Source organism: Streptomyces sp. NPDC110618 (assembly GCF_055657065.1).
The window spans coordinates 244,110-266,624 of the sequence record NZ_JBVKBN010000011.1 but is presented as its reverse complement, the minus strand read 5'-3'; the positions used below and the strand labels follow the sequence as shown (position 1 = coordinate 266,624).

Genomic DNA, 22,515 nt, shown 5'->3' with positions numbered 1-22,515 from the left:
AATCCCCGGCCGAAGCCGGTTCATCGTTCGACTTGCATGTGTTAAGCACGCCGCCAGCGTTCGTCCTGAGCCAGGATCAAACTCTCCGTGAATGTTTTCCCGTAATCGGGATGAACACCACGAGAGCGGTGCGAGAGGAGGAATAGTCCTCTCGCACACAGCGTCCTCGCTGTGTTTGTTTCAAAGGAACCTCGCCCCAGCAGATACTGGAGACGGGGTATCAACATATCTGGCGTTGACTTTTGGCACGCTGTTGAGTTCTCAAGGAACGGACGCTTCCTTTGTACTCACCCTCTCGGGCTTTCCTCCGGGCGCTTCCCTTCGGTCTTGCGTTTCCGACTCTATCAGATCTTTCCGATCCGATTTCCTCGGTGCTTTCCAGGTTCCCGCTTTCGCGTTTCCCTTTCCGGCGGACCCGACTTTATCAGAAGTTCTGAGCCGGATTTCCCACCCCCTGGGACTCGATCCGGCGCATGAAGCGGCCGGGTTCCCGTTGAGGTGGAGCCGTAAACGTACTGGAGCGGGGCGCCCCGATGCAAATCGAGGAGCCCCGCTCCGGTTTCACGCGGTCGGGTGCCGACGGTCCGTCAGACCTCCACCACCACAGGCAGGATCATCGGCCTGCGGCGGTAGGTGTCGGAGACCCACTTGCCGAGGGTGCGCCGGACGAGCTGCTGGAGCTGGTGGGGCTCCACTACTCCGTCCTGGGCGGACCGCTCCAGGGTCTCCGTGATCTTCGGGATGACGTCCGCGAAGGCGGAGTCCTCGATGCCGGAGCCGCGGGCCTGGATGTGCGGGCCGCCGGTGATCTTGCCCGTGGAGGAGTCCATGACCACGAAGACCGAGATGATGCCCTCGTCGCCGAGGATCTTCCGGTCCTTCAGCGCCGGCTCGCCGACATCACCAACGGAGAGGCCGTCGACGTAGACGTAGCCCGCCTGGACCTTGCCGGAGATCTTGGCCTTGCCCTCGATGAGGTCGACGGCGACGCCGTCCTCTGCGATGACGATGCGGTCGTGCGGGACGCCGGTGAGGGCGCCGAGCTCGGCGTTGGCGCGCAGATGGCGCCATTCGCCGTGGACCGGCATCAGGTTCTTCGGGCGGCAGATGTTGTAGAAGTACAGCAGCTCGCCCGCGGAGGCGTGGCCCGAGACGTGGACCTTGGCGTTGCCCTTGTGGACGACGTTGGCGCCCCATCGGGTCAGGCCGTTGATCACGCGGTAGACCGCGTTCTCGTTACCGGGGATCAGGGAGGACGCCAGGATCACCGTGTCGCCCTCGACGATGCGGATCTGGTGGTCCCGGTTGGCCATGCGGGACAGGGCCGCCATGGGTTCGCCCTGGGAGCCCGTACAGACCAGTACGACCTCGTGGTCCGGGAGGTCGTCGAGGGTCTTGACGTCGACGACCAGGCCCGGGGGGACCTTCAGATAGCCGAGGTCGCGGGCGATGCCCATGTTGCGGACCATCGAGCGGCCTACGAAGGCGACCCGGCGTCCGTACTCGTGGGCGGCGTCCAGGATCTGCTGGATGCGGTGGACGTGGCTGGCGAAGCTGGCCACGATGATCCGCTTGCGGGCGCCGGCGAAGACCTGCCGCAGGACGTTGGAGATGTCCCGCTCGTGCGGGGTGAAGCCGGGGACCTCGGCGTTCGTGGAGTCGCTGAGCAGGAGGTCGATGCCCTCCTCGCTCAGGCGTGCGAACGCGTGCAGGTCGGTGAGCCTGCTGTCCAGCGGGAGCTGGTCCATCTTGAAGTCGCCGGTGTGCACCGCCATGCCCGCGGGAGTGCGGATGGCGACGGCAAGGGCGTCCGGGATGGAGTGGTTGACCGCGATGAACTCGCAGTCGAACGGACCGATGCGCTCGCGGTTCCCCTCCGCCACCTCGAGGGTGTACGGGCGGATGCGGTGCTCCTGGAGCTTGGCCTCGATCAGGGCGAGGGTCAGCTTGGAGCCGATCAGCGGGATGTCGGGCTTCTCGCGGAGCAGGAAGGGGACGCCGCCGATGTGGTCCTCGTGACCGTGTGTGAGGACGATGCCCTCGATGTCGTCGAGGCGGTCCCGGATGGACGAGAAGTCCGGCAGGATCAGGTCGATTCCGGGCTGCTCCTCCTCGGGGAAGAGCACTCCGCAGTCGACGATCAGCAGGCGGCCGCCGTACTCGAAGACCGTCATGTTCCGGCCGATTTCACCGAGGCCGCCGAGCGGGGTGACCCGCAGGCCGCCTTCGGGGAGGGACGGGGGCGGGCCGAGTTCGGGATGCGGATGACTCAAAAGACTCTCCTCAACCACACGCGCCACGTACCGGTAGGGCACGTGGCGCGCGTGACGTTCGTGCAGAAGCAGTTGTCGTTGTTGGGCGCAGGCACCGGTGGCCTGCTTATTCAGTTGTGGAGTCGGTGCGCGGCCGACCGCGCGAAGTCTGTTGTCAGAGCTGTACCCCGCCCGCGGCAAGATCGATCTTGAGCTGCTCGATCTCTTCGGGTGAGCACTCGACCATCGGGGCGCGCAGCGGTCCCGCGGGCAGTCCCTGGAGGGTCAGAGCGGCCTTGGTGGTCATGACGCCCTGGGTGCGGAACATGCCGGTGTAGACGGGGAGCAGCTTCTGGTGGATCTCGGTCGCCTTCTGGACGTCACCGCTGGTGTACGCGTCGACCAGGGCGCGCAGCTCGGGGGTGACGACGTGGCCGACGACGGAGACGAAGCCGACCGCGCCCACGGAGAGCAGGGGCAGGTTCAGCATGTCGTCGCCGGAGTACCAGGCGAGGCCGGAGCGGGCGATGGCCCAGCTGGCGCGGCCGAGGTCGCCCTTGGCGTCCTTGTTGGCGACGATCCGGGGGTGCTCGGCGAGCCGGACGAGGGTCTCGGTGTTGATCGGGACGCCGCTGCGGCCGGGGATGTCGTAGAGCATGACCGGCAGCCCGGTGGCGTCGGCGATGGCCTTGAAGTGCTGGTACAGGCCCTCCTGCGGGGGCTTGTTGTAGTACGGCGTGACGACGAGGAGGCCGTGGGCGCCGTCCTGCTCGGCCTGGCGGGCGAGCTGGAGGCTGTGGTGGGTGTCGTTGGTGCCGACGCCGGCGACGACGTGGGCGCGGTCGCCGACTGCCTCCAGTACCGCTCGTACGAGATCCGATTTCTCCGCGTCGCTGGTGGTGGGGGACTCGCCGGTGGTGCCGTTGATGATCAGGCCGTCGTTGCCTGCGTCCACCAGGTGCGTGGCGAGCCGCTGCGCGCCGTCGAGGTCGAGTGCGCCGTCCGCCGTGAAGGGCGTGACCATAGCGGTGAGGACCCTCCCGAAGGGGGTCTGCGGAGTGGAGGTCGGAGCCATGGGTTACACGCTACTCGCTGCTCAAGCCGTGGTCTGCCCTAGGGGTTCTGGAAAAGTCAGGACAAAGATGGAGCCCGGCACTGCCTGCTCGGGGGTTCAAGCAGTGCCGGGTCCGTTTGATCAGGCTAGATGAACTTCTCTAAATGCCGCAATACGGACACTTCGTGAGGCTGATGCGCACATCTGTGCCCAGCCGGGGAACGCGGGTGCGTTACGGCGCCACACGTCCGTTCGCATTGAAGGCCGCGTAGGTGAGCGGCATGAGCTTGGCCCACTCCGCCTCCATCTTCTCGCCGACCATCTCGATCTCCCGCTGCGGGAAGGAGGGCACCTTCGCCAGCTCGTGCTGGGTGCGCAGACCGAGGAAGTGCATCAGCGAACGGGCGTTGCAGGTGGCGTACATCGTGGAGAACAGGCCCACGGGCAGGACCGCGCGGGCGACCTCGCGGGCGACGCCGGCGGCGAGCATCTCCTGGTAGGTGCGGTACGCCTGGCGGTACGACTCCTCCATCGACTCACTGACCAGCTTGTGCTGTTCGGGGGTGCCCTCGACGAAGCGGTACTTGCCGGGGCGGCCCTCCTGGACCAGCTTGCGATCGGCGCCGGGGACGTAGAAGACCGGCTGGAGCTCCCGGTAGCGGCCCGATTCCTCGTTGTACGACCAGCCGACGCGGTGCCGCATGAACTCGCGGAAGACGAAGATGGGGGCGCTGATGAAGAAGGTCATCGAGTTGTGCTCGAACGGGCTGCCGTGCCGGTCCCGCATCAGGTAGTTGATGAGTCCCTTGGAGCGCTCGGGGTCCTTCTGGAGTTCGTCCAGGGACTGCTCCCCGATGGTGGACACGCGGGCCGCGAACAGCACGTCGGAGTCGGCGGCGCTGTGTTTCACCAGCTCCACGCTGACATCGCCGCGGAACTCGATCTTGAAGTCTTCGTCGGGGGTCACGGTGTGAGGGGCCTTCCCGTCTGGTCGTCTGCGTCGTCACTTTACCCACGCGGGACACGGCACCTTTGCGGCGGTTCGTTCGTCTCTATGGATGACAAACATCCGTTCCGTACCCGAAGGGAGAAGTGCCCCTGATGTTCGGTCGGCGCGAACCCGTCCCGTTTGCCTTCCTTGCCGAAGCGGACCGGTTCCGCAGCAATGTCACTCCCCCACCGCGTGAGCGGGCGACCGCCGGAGAGATAGCCGGGCGGTGTCTGCTGGGGGTGACCATGGTGGCGGCGCTGGTGGGGTCGCTCGTATTCGGGATGCCCGCGCTCTCCCAGGACCAGACCCCGCAGCAGACGCAGCATTCGCAGGCCTCGGAAGGGCGTTGAGCCCGTCGTTGACTCTTCCGGACCCCCGAGGGTGGTGAGTGCGCACCCTGCTCGATAGCCTCACCGGGCACAGCCCCAGCCTGGATCGAGTGAGGACCAGCCGTGCCCCTGCCCTTCCTGACGGCCGACCGCGCCTTCGAGGCAACCGACGACGTCGCGCTGCCCTTCGACGACCGTGACCGCTGGCGGCGCCCCTACCGTCCCGGTCCGTGGCGTGTGGGCGCGGCGGCGCTTCTGCTGCTGCTCGCCTCCTATGTGCTCTTCGCGACGGTCATCATCGCGCTGACCGGCACCCTCGGCCAGGGCGGCACGGTCTTCGGTATCGCGCTCGTCGTGATCGCCGTCGCGTTGCGGCTGCTGCGCATGGGCGTGTGGGTGAGCGCCCAAGGGCTGCGCCATGTGGGCTTCTTCGTCACGCGGACGGCGCCCTGGGGGCAGGTCGTGGCGGTGCGTACGGTGCAGCAGCCGGTGCGCTGGCTCGGTCTGCCGCGCACCGTGCAGGGCGAGGCGCTGATCCTGGTGCGCGCCGACCGGTCCTCGGACGAGCTGCCGCCGCTGCTGACCACGCACAACGCGGACTTCCTGGGCCGTCCGGAGGCGTTCGACCGGGCCGCGGACACCGTCGAGGCGTGGGGTGCGGAGAACGGGCGCGGGCAGGGCTGAGAGGCGGATGCGAGAGGGCCCGGTCCGCCGACGCGGACCGGGCCCTCTCGTATGCCGTGGACGGCTCAGCCATGCCATGGACGGCTCAGCGGGCCGCCTCGCGCAGGCTGATCGCCCGCTGCATCGCCTTGCGGGCCCGCGGGGTGTCGCGGGCGTCGTGGTAGGCGACGGCGAGCCGGAACCAGCTGCGCCAGTCCTCCGGCGCCTGCTCCGTCTCGGCCTTGCGGAGGGCGAAGACCTCGTCGGCGGAGTCGCGGTCGATCCGGCCGCTCGGGGTGCGCTTCAGCTCGTCGACGGGCAGGCCGCCCTCGGCGTCGAGTTCCGCGGCGAGGGCGTTGGCCTTGCGGACGAACTCGGTGTTCTTCCACAGGAACCACACGCCGATCACCGGCAGGATCAGCACCGAGACACCGAACGCGACGGCGATCGGTTCGCCGGTCCTGATGAGCATGACGCCGCGGCTGCCGACCAGGACGAAGTAGACGACCAGGACGGCGGCCGTGAGGGCGTAGGACAGCTTCGCGCGCATCAGCCCAGGTCCAGGAAGTGTTCCAGGCCGAAGGTCAGCCCCGGGGTGGTCACCACGCGGCGGGCGCCGAGCAGGATGCCCGGCATGAAGCTGCTGTGGTGCAGGGAGTCGTGGCGGATGGTGAGCGTCTCGCCCTCGCCGCCCAGCAGGACCTCCTGGTGTGCCAGCAGACCGCGCAGGCGCACCGAGTGGACGGGGACGCCGTCCACGTCCGCGCCGCGCGCCCCGTCCAGGGCCGTCTCGGTGGCGTCCGGCGCCGGGGCCGTGCCCGCCGCACGCCGGGCCTCGGCGATGAGCTGGGCGGTGCGGGTGGCGGTGCCGGAGGGGGCGTCGACCTTCTTCGGGTGGTGCAGTTCGACGACCTCGACCGACTCGAAGTAGGGCGCCGCGATCTGCGCGAACTTCATGTTGAGCACGGCCCCGATGGAGAAGTTCGGCGCGATGAGCACACCGGTCTGCGGGGAGTCGGCGAGCCACCCCTTCAGCTGCGCGAGGCGCTCGTCGGTCCAGCCCGTCGTACCGACGACCGCGTGGATGCCGTGGCCCACGCAGTACTCAAGGTTGGCCATCACCGAGTCGGGCGTGGTCAGTTCGACGACGACCTGGGCGCCGGTCTCGGCCAGGGTCTGCAGCTTGTCGCCCCGGCTCAGGGCGGCGACCAGCTCCATGTCCTCGGCGGCCTCCACGGCCCGTACCGCCTCGGAGCCGATGCGGCCCTTGGCACCGAGGACCGCCACACGCAGCTTGCTCATCTTCTTCGTTTCCTTCGGGAGGGCTCGGGAGAGGCTTACGCGACCGCTTCGTGCAGACGGGACGCCTGCTTGTCCTTCAGCGGGCCGATGACCGACAGCGAGGGCCGGTGCCCGAGGATGTCGCGGGCCACCGAGCGGACGTCGTCCGGCGTCACCGAGGCTATCCGGGCCAGCATGTCGTCGACGGACATCTGCTCGCCCCAGCACAGTTCGCTCTTGCCGATACGGTTCATCAGCGCGCCGGTGTCCTCCAGGCCCAGGACCGTGGAGCCCTGGAGCTGGCCGACGGCGCGGCCGATCTCCTCGTCGGACAGGCCGTGCTCGGCGACGTGGTCGAGTTCGTCGCGGCAGATCTTGAGCACGTCGTGGACCTGCGAGGGGCGGCAGCCGGCGTAGACGCCGAACAGGCCGCAGTCGGCGAAGCCGGAGGTGTAGGAGTACACGCTGTAGGCCAGGCCGCGCTTCTCGCGGACCTCCTGGAACAGGCGGGAGGACATGCCGCCGCCGAGGGCGGTGTTGAGCACGCCGAGGGCCCAGCGGCGCTCGTCGGTGCGGGCGAGGCCCGGCATGCCGAGGACGACATGGGCCTGTTCGGTCTTGCGGCCGATCAGCTCCACGCGTCCGGCGGTGCGCAGCCTGCGCTGCCCGTCGCGCGGGGCGATGGGCGTGGCGTCGGGGTTCTTGAGGGCGCCGGCCTTCTCGAAGGCGGCGCGGACCTGCCGTACGACCTTGTTGTGGTCGATGTTGCCCGCGGCGGCCACGACCAGGTGGGTCGGGTCGTAGTGCTTCTTGTAGAAGCGGCGGATGCGGTCGGCGGTCAGGGCGTTGACCGTGTCGACCGTGCCGAGGACGGGGCGGCCGAGGGGGTTGTCGCCGAACATCGTGTGCGCGAACAGGTCGTGCACGCAGTCGCCGGGGTCGTCCTCGGTCATCGCGATCTCTTCGAGGATGGCGCCGCGCTCGACGTTGACGTCCTCCTCCAGGATCAGGGAGCCGGTCAGCATGTCGCAGACCACGTCGATGGCGAGCGGCAGGTCGGTGTCGAGCACGCGTGCGTAGTAGCACGTGTACTCCTTGGCCGTGAAGGCGTTCATCTCGCCGCCGACGGCGTCGATCGCGGCGGAGATGTCGAGCGCGCTGCGCCGGGCGGTGCCCTTGAAGAGCAGGTGCTCCAGGTAGTGGGTGGCGCCGTTCAGGGACGGCGTCTCGTCACGGGAGCCGACGTGGGCCCATATGCCGAAGGTCGCCGAGCGGACCGAGGGCAGGGTCTCGGTGACGATGCGCAGGCCGCCGGGGAGGGTGGTCTTGCGGACCGTGCCGATCCCGTTGGTGCCCTTGATCAGGGTTTGGGTACGGGCGACGGCCCGCGCCTCCGAAGAGGTGCGGGCCGTCGCCTTGGAGCTACTCGACGTCACTTGTCGGCGTCGTCCTTCTTGTCGGCGTCAGCTTCCTCGCCCTCGATCACGGGGACCAGGGAGAGCTTGCCGCGGGAGTCGATCTCGGCGATCTCGACCTGGACCTTCTGGCCCACACCGAGGACGTCCTCGACGTTCTCCACGCGCTTGCCGCCGGCCAGCTTGCGGATCTGCGAGATGTGCAGCAGACCGTCCTTGCCCGGCAGCAGGGAGACGAAGGCGCCGAACGTCGTCGTCTTCACGACCGTGCCCAGGTAGCGCTCGCCGACCTCGGGCATCGTCGGGTTGGCGATGCCGTTGATGGTCGTACGGGCGGCCTCGGCGGACGGGCCGTCGGCGGCGCCGATGTAGATGGTGCCGTCGTCCTCGATGGTGATCTCGGCGCCGGTGTCCTCCTGGATCTGGTTGATCATCTTGCCCTTGGGGCCGATGACCTCACCGATCTTGTCCACGGGGATCTTCACGGTGATGATCCGCGGGGCGTTCGGGGACATCTCGTCCGGCGTGTCGATCGCTTCCATCATCACGTCGAGGATGTGGAGGCGGGCGTCGCGGGCCTGCTTGAGGGCCGCGGCCAGGACGGAGGCCGGGATGCCGTCCAGCTTGGTGTCGAGCTGGAGGGCGGTCACGAACTCCTTGGTGCCGGCGACCTTGAAGTCCATGTCGCCGAAGGCGTCCTCCGCACCGAGGATGTCGGTGAGGGTGACGTAGTGCGTCTCGCCCTCGATCTCCTGGGAGATCAGACCCATGGCGATACCGGCGACCGGGGCCTTCAGCGGCACACCGGCGTTCAGCAGCGACATGGTGGAGGCGCAGACCGAACCCATCGACGTCGAGCCGTTGGAGCCGAGGGCCTCGGAGACCTGGCGGATCGCGTAGGGGAACTCCTCGCGCAACGGCAGGACCGGGATCAGGGCGCGCTCGGCGAGGGCGCCGTGGCCGATCTCGCGGCGCTTCGGGGAGCCGACGCGGCCGGTCTCGCCGGTGGAGTACGGCGGGAAGTTGTAGTTGTGCATGTAGCGCTTGCGGGTCACCGGGGAGAGGGTGTCCAGCTGCTGCTCCATACGGAGCATGTTCAGGGTGGTGACGCCCAGGATCTGGGTCTCGCCACGCTCGAACAGCGCCGAGCCGTGCACGCGCGGGATGGCCTCGACCTCGGCGGCCAGGGTGCGGATGTCGGTGACACCGCGGCCGTCGATGCGCTTCTTCTCCTTGATGACGCGCTCACGGACCAGGGACTTGGTCAGCGAGCGGTACGCGGCGGAGATCTCCTTCTCGCGGCCCTCGAACTCCGGCAGGAGCTTCTCGGCGGCGAGCGCCTTGACGCGGTCCAGCTCGGCCTCGCGCTCCTGCTTGCCCGCGATGGTCAGCGCGGCGGCCAGCTCCGGCTTGACGGCGGCGGTGAGCGCCTCCAGGACGTCGTCCTGGTAGTCGAGGAAGATCGGGAACTCGGCGGTCGGCTTGGCGGCCTTCGCGGCGAGGTCGGCCTGGGCCTTGCAGAGCACCTTGATGAAGGGCTTCGCGGCGTCCAGACCGGCGGCGACGACCTCCTCGGTCGGCGCCTCGGCGCCGCCCTTGACCAGCTGGATGGTCTTCTCGGTGGCCTCGGCCTCGACCATCATGATCGCGACGTCGCCGTCCTCCAGGGTGCGGCCCGCGACGACCATGTCGAAGACGGCGTCCTCAAGTTCGGTGTGCGTCGGGAACGCCACCCACTGGCCGCGGATCAGCGCGACGCGGACGCCGCCGATCGGGCCGGAGAAGGGCAGACCGGCCAGCTGCGTGGACGCGGAGGCGGCGTTGATCGCCACGACGTCGTACAGGTGGTCGGGGTTGAGGGCCATGATCGTGGCGACGACCTGGATCTCGTTGCGCAGGCCCTTCTTGAAGGACGGGCGCAGCGGGCGGTCGATGAGGCGGCAGGTGAGGATCGCGTCCTCGGAGGGCCGGCCCTCGCGGCGGAAGAAGGAACCCGGGATCTTGCCGGCGGCGTACATCCGCTCCTCGACGTCCACCGTGAGGGGGAAGAAGTCGAGCTGGTCCTTGGGGTTCTTGGATGCGGTGGTGGCCGACAGCACCATGGTGTCGTCGTCCAGGTACGCCACGGCGGAGCCGGCGGCCTGCTTGGCCAGGCGGCCCGTCTCGAAGCGGATGGTACGGGTGCCGAAGGCGCCATTGTCGATGACGGCCTCGGCGTAGTGGGTCTCGTTCTCCACTAGCGTTTTCTCCTCGTCTTCGTCCCGCGCAGCCCGTGTGGCAGGGGGACGTTTGCGGAGAAGCGCGCCGTGCGGTGCGGGCCGGTCTTCGATCGAAGCACCCGGGGCTCGCTTCCCCCCGGGGGCCACTACCGAGGACCGGCGGCGGCGTAGGTGCGCTTCTCCTCGTTCGTAGTCGTGATGTCGCCATACCCGGACGGGCAGGTCCTGTCACGCTGTGTCGTACGTATTGCGTTGTGCTACCACACTACAAAGCGTCTGTGACACTCCGCACGTACAGCAAAGGGAGCGGCCCCCTGTGAACGGGAACCGCTCCCTTCGTGGCGTCTTACTTGGCGCCGGCCGCACCGCGGCGGATGCCGAGGCGGTCGACCAGCGCACGGAAGCGCTGGATGTCCTTCTTGGCCAGGTACTGCAGCAGCCGGCGGCGCTGACCGACCAGGATCAGCAGACCACGGCGGGAGTGGTGGTCGTGCTTGTGGGTCTTGAGGTGCTCGGTCAGGTCGGAGATCCGACGGGACAGCAGAGCGACCTGGACCTCGGGGGAGCCGGTGTCACCCTCCTTGGTACCGAACTCGGCGATGATCTGCTTCTTCGTAGCGGCGTCGAGCGACACGCGTACTCCTCATACTCTGTGATGGGCCACCGAGTGCCCCCGGTCTGCTTCTCGGGGGAGCTTCCATGACTCGGAAGGCGGGGATCCGCTGAGCGCGGCCTCCAGAGCTTTCCTCGCGGGGCTCCGGGGGTGCGTACACAAACGGCCGTCACTCAGGGTACCAGCCGGAGGTGGGCGCCCTCGCACCGGTTCCGGAACCGCCCTGTTCACGCGGTGTGGGCCACTAGGGTGAGCGCGCCGATCATTCGTACGTCGGGATGGCCCGTACGTCGGACGTCTGGAAGGGGTCGCTGGACATGGCGGAGACGGAAGAGGAGATCAAGGCGCGCAAGGCGCGCGAGCGCGACGAACTGTACGCCCTCGACATCTCGGGCGTGGAGTGGGAGAGCGCGCCGGGCACGGAGGAGCACGAGGAGCGGGTCGAGATCGCGCGGCTGCCCGGAGGAGCGGTGGCGATGCGGTCGTCCCTCGACCCGGACACGGTGCTGCGCTACACCGAGGCGGAGTGGCGGGCGTTCGTGCTGGGTGCGCGGGACGGGGAGTTCGACCTGGAGCCGACGCCGGGCAATGGGGGCGTGGAGGCGGAGTGAAGGAGCGGCGGTCGTGCGGTGTGGGCACGGCCGCCGTCAACGCGCTTGCCGCGACGGGTGGTTCGCGGTGGGCGCTTCACGGTGCTCTTGAACGCTTGCTTCGCTTTCGTTCCGGATTGTTCACGGGTGCCGCCCGGTTTGTTCACCAATAGGGCGGCTGTGTACGTCACTTCGGGGCAGGCTGTGACGCGGTGGGCTGTTGATCCGAGGTGGACGGGCCTGCCGGGCCGATGCCTGTGGTGATTAGGCTGGGTCCGTGCTCGACGCCAGGCCCGTGGAACGGGGCGTCGACGCCAGGGGGAGAGCCGACGGAAACGGACGACCTCGAACGACTTCGGAAGACGAGCAATGGTCGCCCCGGCACGGCGTGGGGGTGCTCGACCACACCAGGAGGAACTGTGAGCAGCGATCGGGACGGGATCCGCGGGGGCTGGGCCACACCCGGCGATGACCAGCCCGACGCGGAGTCATCGAGCGAGGTCACGGGCGAGTTCACCATCGACTACGCGCCGCCTGCCTGGTACACGCAGAACGCGAGCGACTCCGTCGGGGCTCAGCGGGACGAGGGCGCTTCCGGTACGTCCTCGGCCACCCCGGCGCCCGGTCCGGTCTCTCTCCCTCCTACGGCGCCTACGGCGCTGCCCCCGCTGCCCGGTCTGACGCCGCCGGTTCCGCACGCGGCACCCGCGCCGGCGCCGGGGGCGCCCTTCACGCCGCCTCCGCCGGCGCCTCCGGGGCCTGTTGCCGTGCCCAGGCTGCCGGTGGGCAGCGGCTTCGAACCGCAGACGCCTTCTCAGCCGCCCGCTGCCCAGGGCTCCGGCTCCGGTGAGGGCGACAAGGGTGACCTGGAGAGCGGCGCGACGATGCGCTTCTCGGCGGTCGCCCTGAGGAGGGAGATCGAGGAGCGGGCGGGCGATGCCGGGGCTGTTGACGCGGCGGGGCCGGAGGGTGGTGACGCGGCGGTCGGCGGTACGGCTGAGGTAGCGCCGGAGGACGGTGGCGCCGTGGTCGGCGGTACGGGCGAGGCGGCACCGGAGGGCGGTGGCGCGGTGGTCGGCGGTACGGCCGAAGCGGCACCGTCGGACGGTGGCGCCGTGGTCGACGGTACGGCCGAAGCGGCGCCGGAGGACCGTGACGCCGTGGCCGACGGTACGGCCGAAGCGGCACCGTTGGAGGGGGCGGCTGAGGCTGGCGCGGAGGCCGTGGAGGGCGAGGAGGCTGACGCCGGGGCGGGTGACGCGGAGGCTTTGGGCGCGGACGCTTCGGACGCTTCGGACGCTTCGGACGCCGAGGCTACGGACGCGGAGCAGGTGGACGCGGAGGCGGCCGACGCCGGTACGGCGGAGGACGGGGCGGACGTGGGTGCCGAGCCCGTGGACGCCGGTGCGGCGAAGGACGGGGCGGACGCCGGTGCCGAGCCCGTGAGCGCTGAGCCCGTGGACGCCGAGCCTTCGGAGGTCGAGCCGGAGGGCGCCGAGGCTGCTGAGTCCGAGCCGGAGGACGCCGTACCCGCCGAGGCGGAGGCCGCGCAGGCCGAGCCGCAGGATGCGGTGCCTGCTGACGCCGTACCGGCGGAGGCCGAGCCCCAGGACGCTGTACCGCAGGACGCCGGGTCCGCCGATTCCGAGCCGCAGGACGCGGTACCTGCCGACGCCGCGCCCCAGGATGACGCGGTCCAGGACGCTGCTCCGGCTGCCCCGCAGGACGCGCCGCCCGCCTGGACTCCCCCGCCGACCCCGCCCGCCGCGGTGCCGCCGCTGCCGCCGTCGTACCAGCCCGCGGCCCCGACCGCGGCACCGCAGTGGCCCGCGCAGCCGGCACCTCCGGCCGAGCAGCAGCCGCAGCCCGCGCCGACGGCCTGGACCCAGCCCCCGGTGACCCCGCCGACGACGCCGAACCCGCAGGGTGGTTACGGCTTCCCGCAGCCGGACGCCCAGCCGCAGGCCCCAGCCCCTGCTCCGGCTCCGGCTCCGGCTCCGGCTCCGACCGAACAGCAGGCCCCCGCCTCGCAGTCCACCGACGCCCCCGCCCCGACTCCGGCGCCCCAGGGCGGCTACGGCTTCCCTCAGCCGGGCGGACAGCCTCAGGCAACGGCCCCTCAGCCAGGGGCAGGCGCGCAGGCCGAGCCCCCCACGCCCCAGGGATACGGCTTCCCGCAGCCCGGTCAGCCGCAGGCCCCGGTCGCACCGCAGGCCGAGTCCCCCGCGCCCGCACCTCAGGGCGGGTACGGCTTCCCCGCGCCCGGCGCCCAGCCGCAGACCCAGGCCCCCCAGCCGACCCAACCTCCCGCCCCGGCCCCGCAGCCCGCCCAGGCCCCGGCCCCGCAGGGCGGCTACGGCTTCCCGCAGCACGGCGCCCCGGCACCGGCCGCGCAGCAGCCCGCCGAGAGCCCCGCCCCGGCACCGCAGGGCGCATACGGCTTCCCGCAGCCCGGTCAGCCGCAGGCCCCCCAGCCGACCCAACCTCCCGCCCAGACCCCCGCCCCGCAGCCCGCCCAGGCACCGGCCCCGCAGGGTGGCTATGGCTTCCCCCAGCCCGGTGCGCACGTACCGGCACCGGCGCCGCAGCAGGGCGCGCAGCCCGGGCAGGCCCCTGCTCCCCAGCCGACGGAACCCCCGGCACCCGCGCCGCAGGGCGCTCAGGGCTTCCCGCAACCCGGCGCGCCCGCGCAGTCCGCGCAGCCCGCGCAGCCCGCCCCCAACTCCCCCGCCCAGCCCAGCAGTTACGGCTTCCCACAGGCGCCAGGTCAGGTGCCCGCGCCGACTGGAATGCCGCCGCAGGGCCAGCCGAACCCGGCACAGCCGCAACCGCACCCCGGCGTCCTGCCCCAGGCTCACCCCCAGCCCGGCGCCGCCGCCCCGCAGCAGCCCGTCGACCCGCGGGCCGGGGCCTCCTGGCCGCAGCCCATCCAGCACGACCAGCGGCAGCCCACCAACCCGGGTGCCGCCCCGCTCGGGTACACCGCCGCCGTGGAGCTGTCGTCCGACCGGCTGCTCAACAACAAGAAGCAGAAGGCGAAGAGCGGGCGGCCCGCTGCCGGGGGCAGCCGGTTCAAGATCGGTGGGAAGAAGGAGGAGGCCGAGCGGCAGCGGAAGCTGGAGCTGATCCGTACGCCCGTGCTGTCCTGCTACCGGATCGCCGTCATCAGCCTCAAGGGCGGCGTCGGCAAGACCACGACCACCACCGCCCTCGGCTCCACGCTCGCCTCCGAGCGCCAGGACAAGATCCTGGCCATCGACGCCAACCCGGACGCCGGCACCCTCGGACGCCGTGTGCGGCGCGAGACCGGGGCCACCATCCGTGACCTCGTCCAGGCGATCCCGTACCTCAACTCGTACATGGACATCCGCCGGTTCACCTCGCAGGCGTCCTCCGGCCTGGAGATCATCGCCAACGACGTCGACCCGGCCGTCTCCACGACGTTCAACGACGAGGACTACCGGCGCGCCATCGACGTGCTCGGCAAGCAGTACCCGATCATCCTCACGGACTCCGGCACCGGTCTGCTCTACTCCGCCATGCGCGGCGTGCTCGACCTCGCCGACCAGCTCATCATCATCTCGACGCCCTCCGTGGACGGCGCGAGCAGCGCCAGTACGACGCTGGACTGGCTCTCCGCCCACGGGTACGCCGAACTCGTCTCGCGTTCCATCACCGTCATCTCCGGGGTGCGCGAGACCGGGAAGATGATCAAGGTCGACGACATCGTCGCCCACTTCGAGACCCGCTGCCGCGGTGTCGTCGTCGTGCCCTTCGACGAGCACCTCGCCGCCGGTGCCGAGGTCGACCTCGACATGATGCGGCCCAAGGTGCGCGAGGCGTACTTCAACCTCGCGGCGATGGTCGCCGAGGACTTCGTACGCCACCAGCAGTCCCACGGGCTGTGGACCAACGACGGCAACCCACCCCCGGTCGCGGCCCCGCCGCTCCCCGGCCAGCCCATTCCCGGACAGCCCATTCCTGGTCAGCCGGTCCCCGGACAGCCGGTTCCAGGCCAGCCGGTCCCCGGGCAGTATCCGCAGGGCCCGGGCCAGGGCCAGGTGCCGGGTCAGTACCAGCCGCCCGTGCCGGGCCAGCCCGCCGCCGGTCAGCCGTACCCCCCGCAGGGCCAGCCGCCCTACCCGTACCCCCCGCAGCAGCCCCAGCAGTAACCCCCGTACGCAAAGGGCGGCCGGTGCCTCGCAGGCACCGGCCGCCCTTTGGCGTCGTACGAACGGCTCAGCGGCCCTCGGCCTCCGCCTCCGCCGTCAGCTCTCGGCTGATCTTGATGTCCTCGCCCATCCGCTCGATCAGCGCGTCGAGCGAGTCGAACTTCACCTGGCCGCGGACGAAGGCCAGGAAGTCGACGGCGACGTGCAGGCCGTAGAGGTCGAGCCCGACGCGGTCGATGACGTGCGCCTCGACCGTGCGCTCGGTGCCGTCGAAGGTCGGGTTGGTGCCGACCGAGATCGCGGACGGCATCCGCTCGCCCTGGGCGTGCAGCCAGCCGGCGTAGACGCCGTCGGCCGGGATCGCGGTGTGCGGGAGGGTCTCGACGTTCGCCGTGGGAACGCCCAGCTCACGGCCGCGCTGCGCGCCGCGTACGACCACGCCCTCGACGCGGTGCGGGCGGCCGAGGATCTCCATCGCGCCCGCGACATCGCCCTCGGCGACCAGGCGCCGGGTGAGGGTGGAGGAGAAGGGCTGGCCGCCGCCCGCCTCGCCGGAGACGAACAGGTCGACGACCTCGACCTCGAAGTCGTAGGTCTTGCCCAGCTCGGCCAGGTACACGACATCGCCCGCGGCGCGGTGGCCGAAGCGGAAGTTGGGGCCCTCGACGACCGCCTTGGCGTGCAGCTTGTCGACGAGCACCTTGACGATGAAGTCCGCCGGGGACAAATTCGAGAACTCCGTGGTGAACGGCAGGACCAGGACCGCGTCCACGCCGAGTTCGGCCATGAGTTCGGCCCGCCGGTGGTGCGGGGCGAGCAGCGGCGGGTGGGTGCCGGGGCGCAGCACTTCCTTGGGGTGCGGGTCGAAGGTGACGACCACGGCGGGCAGGCCCAGTTCGCGGGCGCGGTCCACGGTGTGCTGGATGATGAGCTGGTGCCCGCGGTGCACACCGTCGTAGGAACCGATGGTGACGACGCTGCGCCCCCAGTCCTGGGGGATGTCCTCCAAGCCACGCCAGCGCTGCACTGTGACCGCTCCTTGTCGAACCCGTGTCCGTCACTGCCTTCTACGCAGGTCTAAGGGTGCCATGCCGCGTGCTCGCCGCCCGCATCGGCATGGACGCTGTGACGGTTCGCACGTGACGCGATCCGGTCAGGCGGGGACGCGTACACCTGCCAGGTTCTCGATCATCCGCCGGGTGCTGGGGCCCACGACGGCCGCCCAGTCCTGCGGCGCGTCGGTGAGCCAGCCCGCCACCCGGACGGCGAAGCCGGGCACGTGGCGGCCGAGATCGACCAGGCCGCGGTCGAAGCGGGTGGCGCCGTCCGGGGTGCGCACGAGGAGCAGCCCGGTGCGGTGGACCAGTTCGCGCAGCCCCTCGCCGTCCCGCTGGGCCGCCGCGTGCAGGACGGCGTCCAGGACGGCCGGCTCCCATTCACGGCTCAGGAGGAATTCGAGCAGTTCTCGACGCGGACCGTCTTCGGGGGCCGCCAGGACACCCGCGAGGGCGGCCCGCAGCGGCTCGGGGCCGTCCGCCAGGAGGGCGGTGACCAGCGGAAACAGTACGGCGGAGGCGTCGCCGCCCTGGTCCAGGCGGCGGTCGACGTACGCGGCGACCTCCCCGGCGCGCTCCGGGCGCAGCTCCACCGCCTCCTGGACGAGGGCGGCGACCCGGCGGGCCAGCGGTGGTGTGGTGGCCTCGGCGAGGGTGCGCAGCGCGGGGCCCGCGTCCGGCCGGCGCAGCCGTTCGCGGAAGGCGTCGAGGACGGGGTCGGGGTGGGTGGTGAGGGCGTCGGCGAGGGCGCTCGGCGGGAACTGCGGGTCGCCGGTGGCGAAGTGGCGCAGGGCGAGCGGGAGGTAGCGGGGGCGGGTGTGCGGATCGTGGACGAGGAGGGCCAGCGCGCCGCCGTGCAGGGTGCAGTCGGCGGGGCGGGCGAGCAGGGAGAGGGCGGCGTAGCGCAGGAGTTCGCGGTCGGCGGCGCTGCGGACGTGCGGGGCGGCGCGCAGGCCGTAGGCCACGGCCGCGACCCGGCGGTCGGGCCGTTCGTCGTGGGCCCACCGGTCGACGGCGCGGCAGATCGCGGACGGCTCCTCCTCGGCGAGGACGGCGAGCAGTTCGTCGGCGCGCCGGTGCGCCACCTCGACGAGCGTCTCGGTCAGGTCGTCCAGGGCGCCGTGCCGGTGCGTGTGCAGCAGCGCCTGCGCGGCCCGCGCGACGGTGGCGTGCGGGGTCGCGGGCAGGGGCCGGTCGTCGTAAAACCAGCGGGTGAGGTGGGGCTGTACGGCGGTGGGGTCGGCGGCGAGGAGGCGGGCGGCGGCGTCCAGGTACCGGGGGCCCGTCCTGGTGTCCGCGAGGACGAGGCGGCGCAGCAGGTCGAGCCGGGTCTGCTCGGGCAGTGGCAGCTCGGTCCAGAAGTCGGGCCCGAACTCGGCGGGCACGGGCCGCTGTTGGTGCCGCCAGGCCACGACGCAGTCCGTGAGGGCGCGCAGGACATCGGTGTACGGCGTCGCGTCCGGCACCCTCAGGAGGGTCTGGGAGAGGAGCCGGGCGGCCCACCAGGAGTGCGGGTCGGCCTCCAGCGCCTGCGCCAACTCCACCAGGCGCGGGGCGAGGTGGCGCGGGCCGTGCTGGTGGCCGAGGAGGAGCAGGGCCTCCACGACCGGGCCGATCCGGTGGTGCGGTACCGGCAGGGGGTGGGCGTCGGTGGTGCGGCGGCGGTGGACCAGGGCGCGCAGGGCCTCGTCGAGGTCGAGGTGCATGCCCTGGATCCAGTCGGCGAACTCCTCGTGGGCGAAGCGGTAGCCGTGCCCGGCGGGAACGAGCAGGCCCTCGGTGAGGACGGCGGAGGCCCAGCCGGTGCCGCCGCCGAGCCCGGCCGGGGCGGGCCCCCAGGGGAAGACCGCCTCGAAGGACTCACGGTCCAGTTCGCCCTGGCCGGGTCCCAGGCTGCGTCGGGCGGCCTCGTGGACCTGTCCGGACACCTTCGCGGCGAGCCGCTTGACGGCGGTGCCGCGCCGGCCGTTCTCGGCGGCGAGGCGGACGGCGATGCGCAGGCTCATCAGGTCCAGGTGGGCGGCGAAGACGTCGTGCCGGGTGACGAGGGGCAGGTCGGTGGCGGGGAGCGCGGCGCGGACCTCGGCCAGGAGGCGCAGGGTGAGCGGGTGGCGAGCGTCGCGCGGGGCGAGCGCGGTGCCGGGGATGCCGTAGCGGACGTGGGCGAGCCGGGCCTCGGCGGTGGTCAGCGCGCCGAGCCGGACGCAGCCCGGGAGCCGTGGCGCCTCGCCGGACGGCTCGGCCTCCAGACCGGCGGAGAACGGCCCCGACGCGGGTCCGGGCCCCGCACCGCTGTCGGCCGGTGTTCCGCCGTACAGCATCCCTTCCGGGAAGTGCGCCCCCGCCACCTCCCAGTACTCCTCGCGGCAGGCCACGACCAGTTTCGCGCCCGTCTCCCGCAGCCACTCGACCGTCCCGGTCGTCCACTCGGAGAGGCGGTGGGCGAGGACGGGCGGCATCTCCTCGGGGCTGTCCAGGAGGAGGAAGAGGGGGGAGCGCCCGGTGAGATGGACCGGGGTGAGGTCGCCGAGTGCCTCCGGTGTCGTCGACCGGGACGCCGCGATGATGCGGGCCGCCCGTGCCAGCGCCCGTGTCGCCGCGTCGGCCAGGGAGGCGTCCGTCTCCTTCAGGTCGGCGCCGCGCAGCCAGAGCGTGGGCGCGGGGTCGGGGGCGCGGTGGCGGCGGGAGGCCAGCGCCGCGAGTTCGGTCGTACGGCCGCTGCCGGGCGGGCCGACCAGGGCGAGTACGGCCGTGTCCGGGTCGGCGGTGAACGCCTCGAACTCCCTTGCCGGGTAGGCCCGTTCCACCGGCTCGGGACCCGCCTGCGCGGTCGGGCCGTCCTGGCCCACGGTGGTCGCCGTCAGTTCCAGCACGCCCGCCCGGTTCAGGTCGGCGCCGTAGGAGGGAACGGTCGTCGCGTTCTCGGCGAGCAGGTCGGCCAGCGGGCCGGGGAGGGCCGGGCGGAGCGGGATCGCGAACCCCTCGTCGCGGTGGCCGCTGGTCAGCGCGGTGCCCAGGACGGCGACGACGGTGCCCGTCTCCGCGTCCAGGACCGGACCGCCCGCCGCTCCCCCGCCCATGCGCAGGGCGTCCTGTCCCGCGGTGCCGATCGCCAGTTCCAGGGCGTCGAACCGGTGCCGGCGGTCGGTCGCGGTGTAGGTCACCGGAGTCGTACCGAGCACCCGTGCCTCGCGCCAGCAGCCCGCCTGGATGCGGACGTACCGGCCTGGTTCGGGCCGCTCCCGGACCGAGATCGGCAGTGGCTCCACGCCGAGGCCCTCGGTGCGGACCAGGGCGAGGTTCAGCGCGGGCAGGGCGGTGACCGCGTCGGCGGTGACCGAGCAGTCCCGGTCCCCGGCCGCGCGCAGTACGAGCCGGGGCAGGCCGGCCACCACCTCGTGCCCGGTGAGCACCGTGCCGTGGTGGTCGGCCACGAAACCCAGGCCCCGCAGGCGCCCGTCGAGATCGTGGATCCGGACCAGCGATGCGTCGGCCTCGCGGGGGAACCGTGCCGCCATGGTCGAACCTCCCCGCCGTACAGCCGTTCCTGCTTCGACGGTAGGGGCGGGAAGATCAGCGGGACAGATCGCTCGGCGAACGCGCCCCCTTCCGCTCCCTCGGTTCACTCCGAGCGCCTGCCCGCGAGGGTGAACAGACGGGGGTCGATGGATACACCCTAGGGGTGGGGGAACCGAGGGGGGACCGTGGAGCGGCGAGCAGCGAACGACCCCGTGCACGCCGCTCCACGGGCAAGCCGGACGCCCCACCCGGACACGCGGCTCCGGGCGGCCGACCCGAACCGGCACCCCGCCGGACGAACGGGTCCCGGCAGCCCAGCCGAATCGGCGCAGCCAAGCAGCCCGACCGAACTAGCGGATCCAGGCAACCGGCCCGAACCGACGGCCTCGGACAGCCGTGCCGGACAGAGCAGATCCCGCCAGCCCGCCCGAACCGGCACAGCCGAGCGGCGACCGAATCGGCACAGCCAAGAAAGCACAGCCCGCCCGGACGAAAAGCACATCCCGCCCGGACGAGCAGGACCCGGCAACCCGGCCGAACCGGCGCAGCCGAGCAGCCCAGCCAGGCGGCGGACAGGTCCCAACAGCAAGGCCGAACCCGCAAAGCCAATCAGCCTGCACGGACAAGCAGATCCCGGCAGCCCGCCCGGACGAACAGGACCCGGCAACCCAGCCGAACCGGCGAAGCCGAGCCTCCCGGCCGGACAAGCGGATCCCGACAGCCCGGGCGAACCGGGCGCCACCCGACAGCCCGACTGGACAAGCGGGTGCGGACAACCGGCCCGAACCAACAACCCCGGACAGCCCCGCCCGACAAGCAGACCCCGGCAGCCCGCCCGAACCCACGGAGCCAGCGGCTCAGCCGAACCCGCGGAACTGGCAGCTCAGCCCCGAAGGCGCAGGACAGGAAACTCAGCCCCGAACCCACGGAACCGGCCACTCAGCCCCGAACCCGCGGAACCGGCCGCTCAGCCGACCCCGGGAAACCCGACGCTCAGCCGAAGACGGCCAGGCTCTTGGCCTTGCCCTTGTGTTCCTCGACCAGGGCCAGGAAGCCGCCTTCGGGGTCGAAGACCGCGACCGGGCCGCGCCCCGCGTACTCCTCGGGCATCTCCAGGCGCACGCCGTTGGTCAGCAGCCGGGCCCGTCTGGCGTCCACGTCCCAGCGGGGGAACGCGGCGGCGGCCGCCTCGGCGATCGGCATGACGGTCAGCTCCTGCTGGAGCTGGTCCAGAGTCCGCGCCACATCCAGCTTGTACGGGCCCACCCGCGTCCGGCGCAGCGCCGTGAGGTGCCCGCCGACGCCCAGGTCGGCACCGAGGTCCCGGGCGAGGGCCCGGATGTAGGTGCCGGAGGAGCAGACCACGGAGACGACCAGGTCCATGACGGGCGTGCCGTCCTCGGCGACCGCGTCGCGGATGTCGTGGACGGTGAAGGAGGAGACGGTGACCGGGCGCGCCGGGATCTCGAACTCCTCGCCCTCACGGGCCCGCTTGTAGGAGCGCACGCCGTTGATCTTGATGGCGGAGACCTTGGACGGCACCTGCATGATGTCGCCGGTCAGCTTGGCGATCCCGGAGTCGACGGCGTCGCGGGTGACCTTCGAGGCGTCCGTGGCCCCCGTGATCTCGCCCTCCGCGTCGTCGGTCAGGGTGGTCTGGCCGAGCCGGATCGTGCCCAGGTACTCCTTCTCGGTCAGTGCGAGGTGACCGAGCAGCTTGGTGGCCTTCTCGACGCCGAGGACGAGCACGCCCGTCGCCATGGGGTCGAGGGTGCCGGCGTGGCCGACGCGGCGGGTCCTGGCGATCCCGCGCATCTTGGCGACCACGTCGTGCGAAGTGAAGCCCGACGGCTTGTCGACGATGACAAGGCCGTCGGGCGTCCGGTTCTGCTGGGTCATTCGGCGGTGTCGTCCTCGTCCTCGCCCGGCTTCTTGTACGGGTCGGCCTCACCGGCGTAAGCGGCGCCCGCGGAGACCTCGCGCACCTTCGCGTCGGACTGACGGGCCCGGTCGAGGAGGTCCTCGATGGTCCGGGCGGTGTCGGGCAGCGCGTCCGCCACGAAGGTCAGGGTCGGGGTGAACTTCACGCCCGCCGCCGCGCCGACCGCGGAGCGGAGCACGCCCTTGGCGCTCTCCAGGCCCGCCGCGGCGGCCTTGCGCTCCTCCTCGTCGCCGTACACCGTGTAGAAGACGGTCGCCTCCCGCAGGTCACCCGTGACGCGGGTGTCCGTGATGGTGACGTGGGAGCCGAGCCGCGGGTCCTTGATCCCGCGCTGCAGCTTCTGGGCCACCACCTCCCGGATGAGGTCCGCCAGCCTTTTCGCCCGCGCGTTGTCGGCCACTGGTCCGTCTCCTTAAAGTG

At 71.4% G+C, this 22,515-nt stretch carries 16 protein-coding genes and 1 rRNA gene; 4 read left to right on the top strand and 13 right to left on the bottom strand.

Features of this window, described 5'->3' with window-relative positions:
- The 4 genes from ACZ7L7_RS20920 to thyX all read right to left on the bottom strand — a co-directional run.
- Positions 1-92: ribosomal RNA gene (locus ACZ7L7_RS20920) — 16S ribosomal RNA — on the bottom strand; the annotation flags it as partial.
- Between the two features lie 495 nt (positions 93-587).
- The gene (locus ACZ7L7_RS20915) at positions 588-2,273 is read right to left on the bottom strand and encodes a ribonuclease J (RefSeq protein WP_472076779.1); all 1,686 of its coding nucleotides are present in this window, start codon (positions 2,271-2,273) and stop codon (positions 588-590) included.
- Between the two features lie 154 nt (positions 2,274-2,427).
- Entirely contained in the window at positions 2,428-3,327 is a 900-nt protein-coding gene (gene dapA, locus ACZ7L7_RS20910) for a 4-hydroxy-tetrahydrodipicolinate synthase (protein WP_285513744.1), read from the bottom strand.
- 211 nt (positions 3,328-3,538) lie between these two features.
- Positions 3,539-4,273 carry an FAD-dependent thymidylate synthase gene (gene thyX, locus ACZ7L7_RS20905; RefSeq protein WP_285513743.1) on the bottom strand — a complete coding sequence of 245 codons (735 nt, stop codon included), beginning with the start codon at positions 4,271-4,273 and terminating at the stop codon, positions 3,539-3,541.
- A gap of 134 nt (positions 4,274-4,407) precedes the next feature.
- On the opposite strand from thyX, the gene ACZ7L7_RS20900 reads away from it, so the two are divergent.
- Positions 4,408-4,647: a hypothetical protein gene (locus tag ACZ7L7_RS20900; RefSeq protein WP_285513742.1), complete on the top strand. Its 240-nt coding sequence runs from the start codon at positions 4,408-4,410 to the stop codon at positions 4,645-4,647.
- A gap of 102 nt (positions 4,648-4,749) precedes the next feature.
- The gene (locus ACZ7L7_RS20895) at positions 4,750-5,310 is read left to right on the top strand and encodes a PH domain-containing protein (RefSeq protein WP_285513741.1); all 561 of its coding nucleotides are present in this window, start codon (positions 4,750-4,752) and stop codon (positions 5,308-5,310) included.
- 85 nt (positions 5,311-5,395) lie between these two features.
- Here the strand turns inward: ACZ7L7_RS20895 and ACZ7L7_RS20890 are convergent, their stop codons facing one another.
- The 5 genes from ACZ7L7_RS20890 to rpsO form a co-directional block, all read right to left on the bottom strand.
- Positions 5,396-5,839: a hypothetical protein gene (locus ACZ7L7_RS20890; protein ID WP_285513740.1), complete on the bottom strand. Its 444-nt coding sequence runs from the start codon at positions 5,837-5,839 to the stop codon at positions 5,396-5,398.
- Entirely contained in the window at positions 5,839-6,591 is a 753-nt protein-coding gene (gene dapB, locus ACZ7L7_RS20885) for a 4-hydroxy-tetrahydrodipicolinate reductase (protein WP_471592958.1), read from the bottom strand. Before dapB ends, ACZ7L7_RS20890 begins: the two co-directional genes overlap by 1 nt.
- A 35-nt stretch (positions 6,592-6,626) precedes the next feature.
- Positions 6,627-8,006 carry a M16 family metallopeptidase gene (locus ACZ7L7_RS20880; protein ID WP_472076777.1) on the bottom strand — a complete coding sequence of 460 codons (1,380 nt, stop codon included), beginning with the start codon at positions 8,004-8,006 and terminating at the stop codon, positions 6,627-6,629.
- Positions 8,003-10,222 carry a polyribonucleotide nucleotidyltransferase gene (locus tag ACZ7L7_RS20875; RefSeq protein WP_472076775.1) on the bottom strand — a complete coding sequence of 740 codons (2,220 nt, stop codon included), beginning with the start codon at positions 10,220-10,222 and terminating at the stop codon, positions 8,003-8,005. Before ACZ7L7_RS20875 ends, ACZ7L7_RS20880 begins: the two co-directional genes overlap by 4 nt.
- Positions 10,223-10,550: 328 nt before the next feature.
- On the bottom strand, positions 10,551-10,838 hold the full coding sequence (rpsO, locus tag ACZ7L7_RS20870) for a 30S ribosomal protein S15 (RefSeq protein WP_003997419.1): 288 nt from the start codon (positions 10,836-10,838) through the stop codon (positions 10,551-10,553).
- Positions 10,839-11,134: 296 nt separating this feature from the next.
- Here rpsO and ACZ7L7_RS20865 point away from each other — a divergent pair, with 296 nt between their 5' ends.
- Both ACZ7L7_RS20865 and ACZ7L7_RS20860 read left to right on the top strand, forming a co-directional pair.
- A complete protein-coding gene (locus ACZ7L7_RS20865) occupies positions 11,135-11,428 on the top strand; it encodes a DUF397 domain-containing protein (protein ID WP_285513736.1) in 294 nt (97 codons plus the stop codon).
- A gap of 398 nt (positions 11,429-11,826) precedes the next feature.
- Positions 11,827-15,579, top strand: coding sequence for an SCO5717 family growth-regulating ATPase (locus ACZ7L7_RS20860; protein ID WP_472076773.1), 3,753 nt, complete (start codon positions 11,827-11,829; stop codon positions 15,577-15,579).
- Positions 15,580-15,646: 67 nt separating this feature from the next.
- Here ACZ7L7_RS20860 and ACZ7L7_RS20855 read toward each other — a convergent pair whose 3' ends face one another.
- The 4 genes from ACZ7L7_RS20855 to rbfA all read right to left on the bottom strand — a co-directional run bounded on the left by ACZ7L7_RS20855 (position 15,647) and on the right by rbfA (position 22,495).
- Positions 15,647-16,606: a bifunctional riboflavin kinase/FAD synthetase gene (locus ACZ7L7_RS20855; protein WP_285513734.1), complete on the bottom strand. Its 960-nt coding sequence runs from the start codon at positions 16,604-16,606 to the stop codon at positions 15,647-15,649.
- A gap of 126 nt (positions 16,607-16,732) precedes the next feature.
- The gene (locus ACZ7L7_RS20850) at positions 16,733-20,152 is read right to left on the bottom strand and encodes a trypsin-like peptidase domain-containing protein (RefSeq protein WP_472076771.1); all 3,420 of its coding nucleotides are present in this window, start codon (positions 20,150-20,152) and stop codon (positions 16,733-16,735) included.
- A 994-nt stretch (positions 20,153-21,146) separates the two neighbouring features.
- Entirely contained in the window at positions 21,147-22,052 is a 906-nt protein-coding gene (truB, locus tag ACZ7L7_RS20845; protein WP_471592955.1) for a tRNA pseudouridine(55) synthase TruB, read from the bottom strand.
- Positions 22,049-22,495 (bottom strand): 30S ribosome-binding factor RbfA, encoded by a 447-nt coding sequence (gene rbfA, locus ACZ7L7_RS20840; RefSeq protein WP_285513731.1) that lies wholly within the window; start codon positions 22,493-22,495, stop codon positions 22,049-22,051. The genes truB and rbfA overlap by 4 nt, the downstream gene beginning before the upstream one ends.
- Between the last annotated feature and the right edge of the window lie 20 nt (positions 22,496-22,515).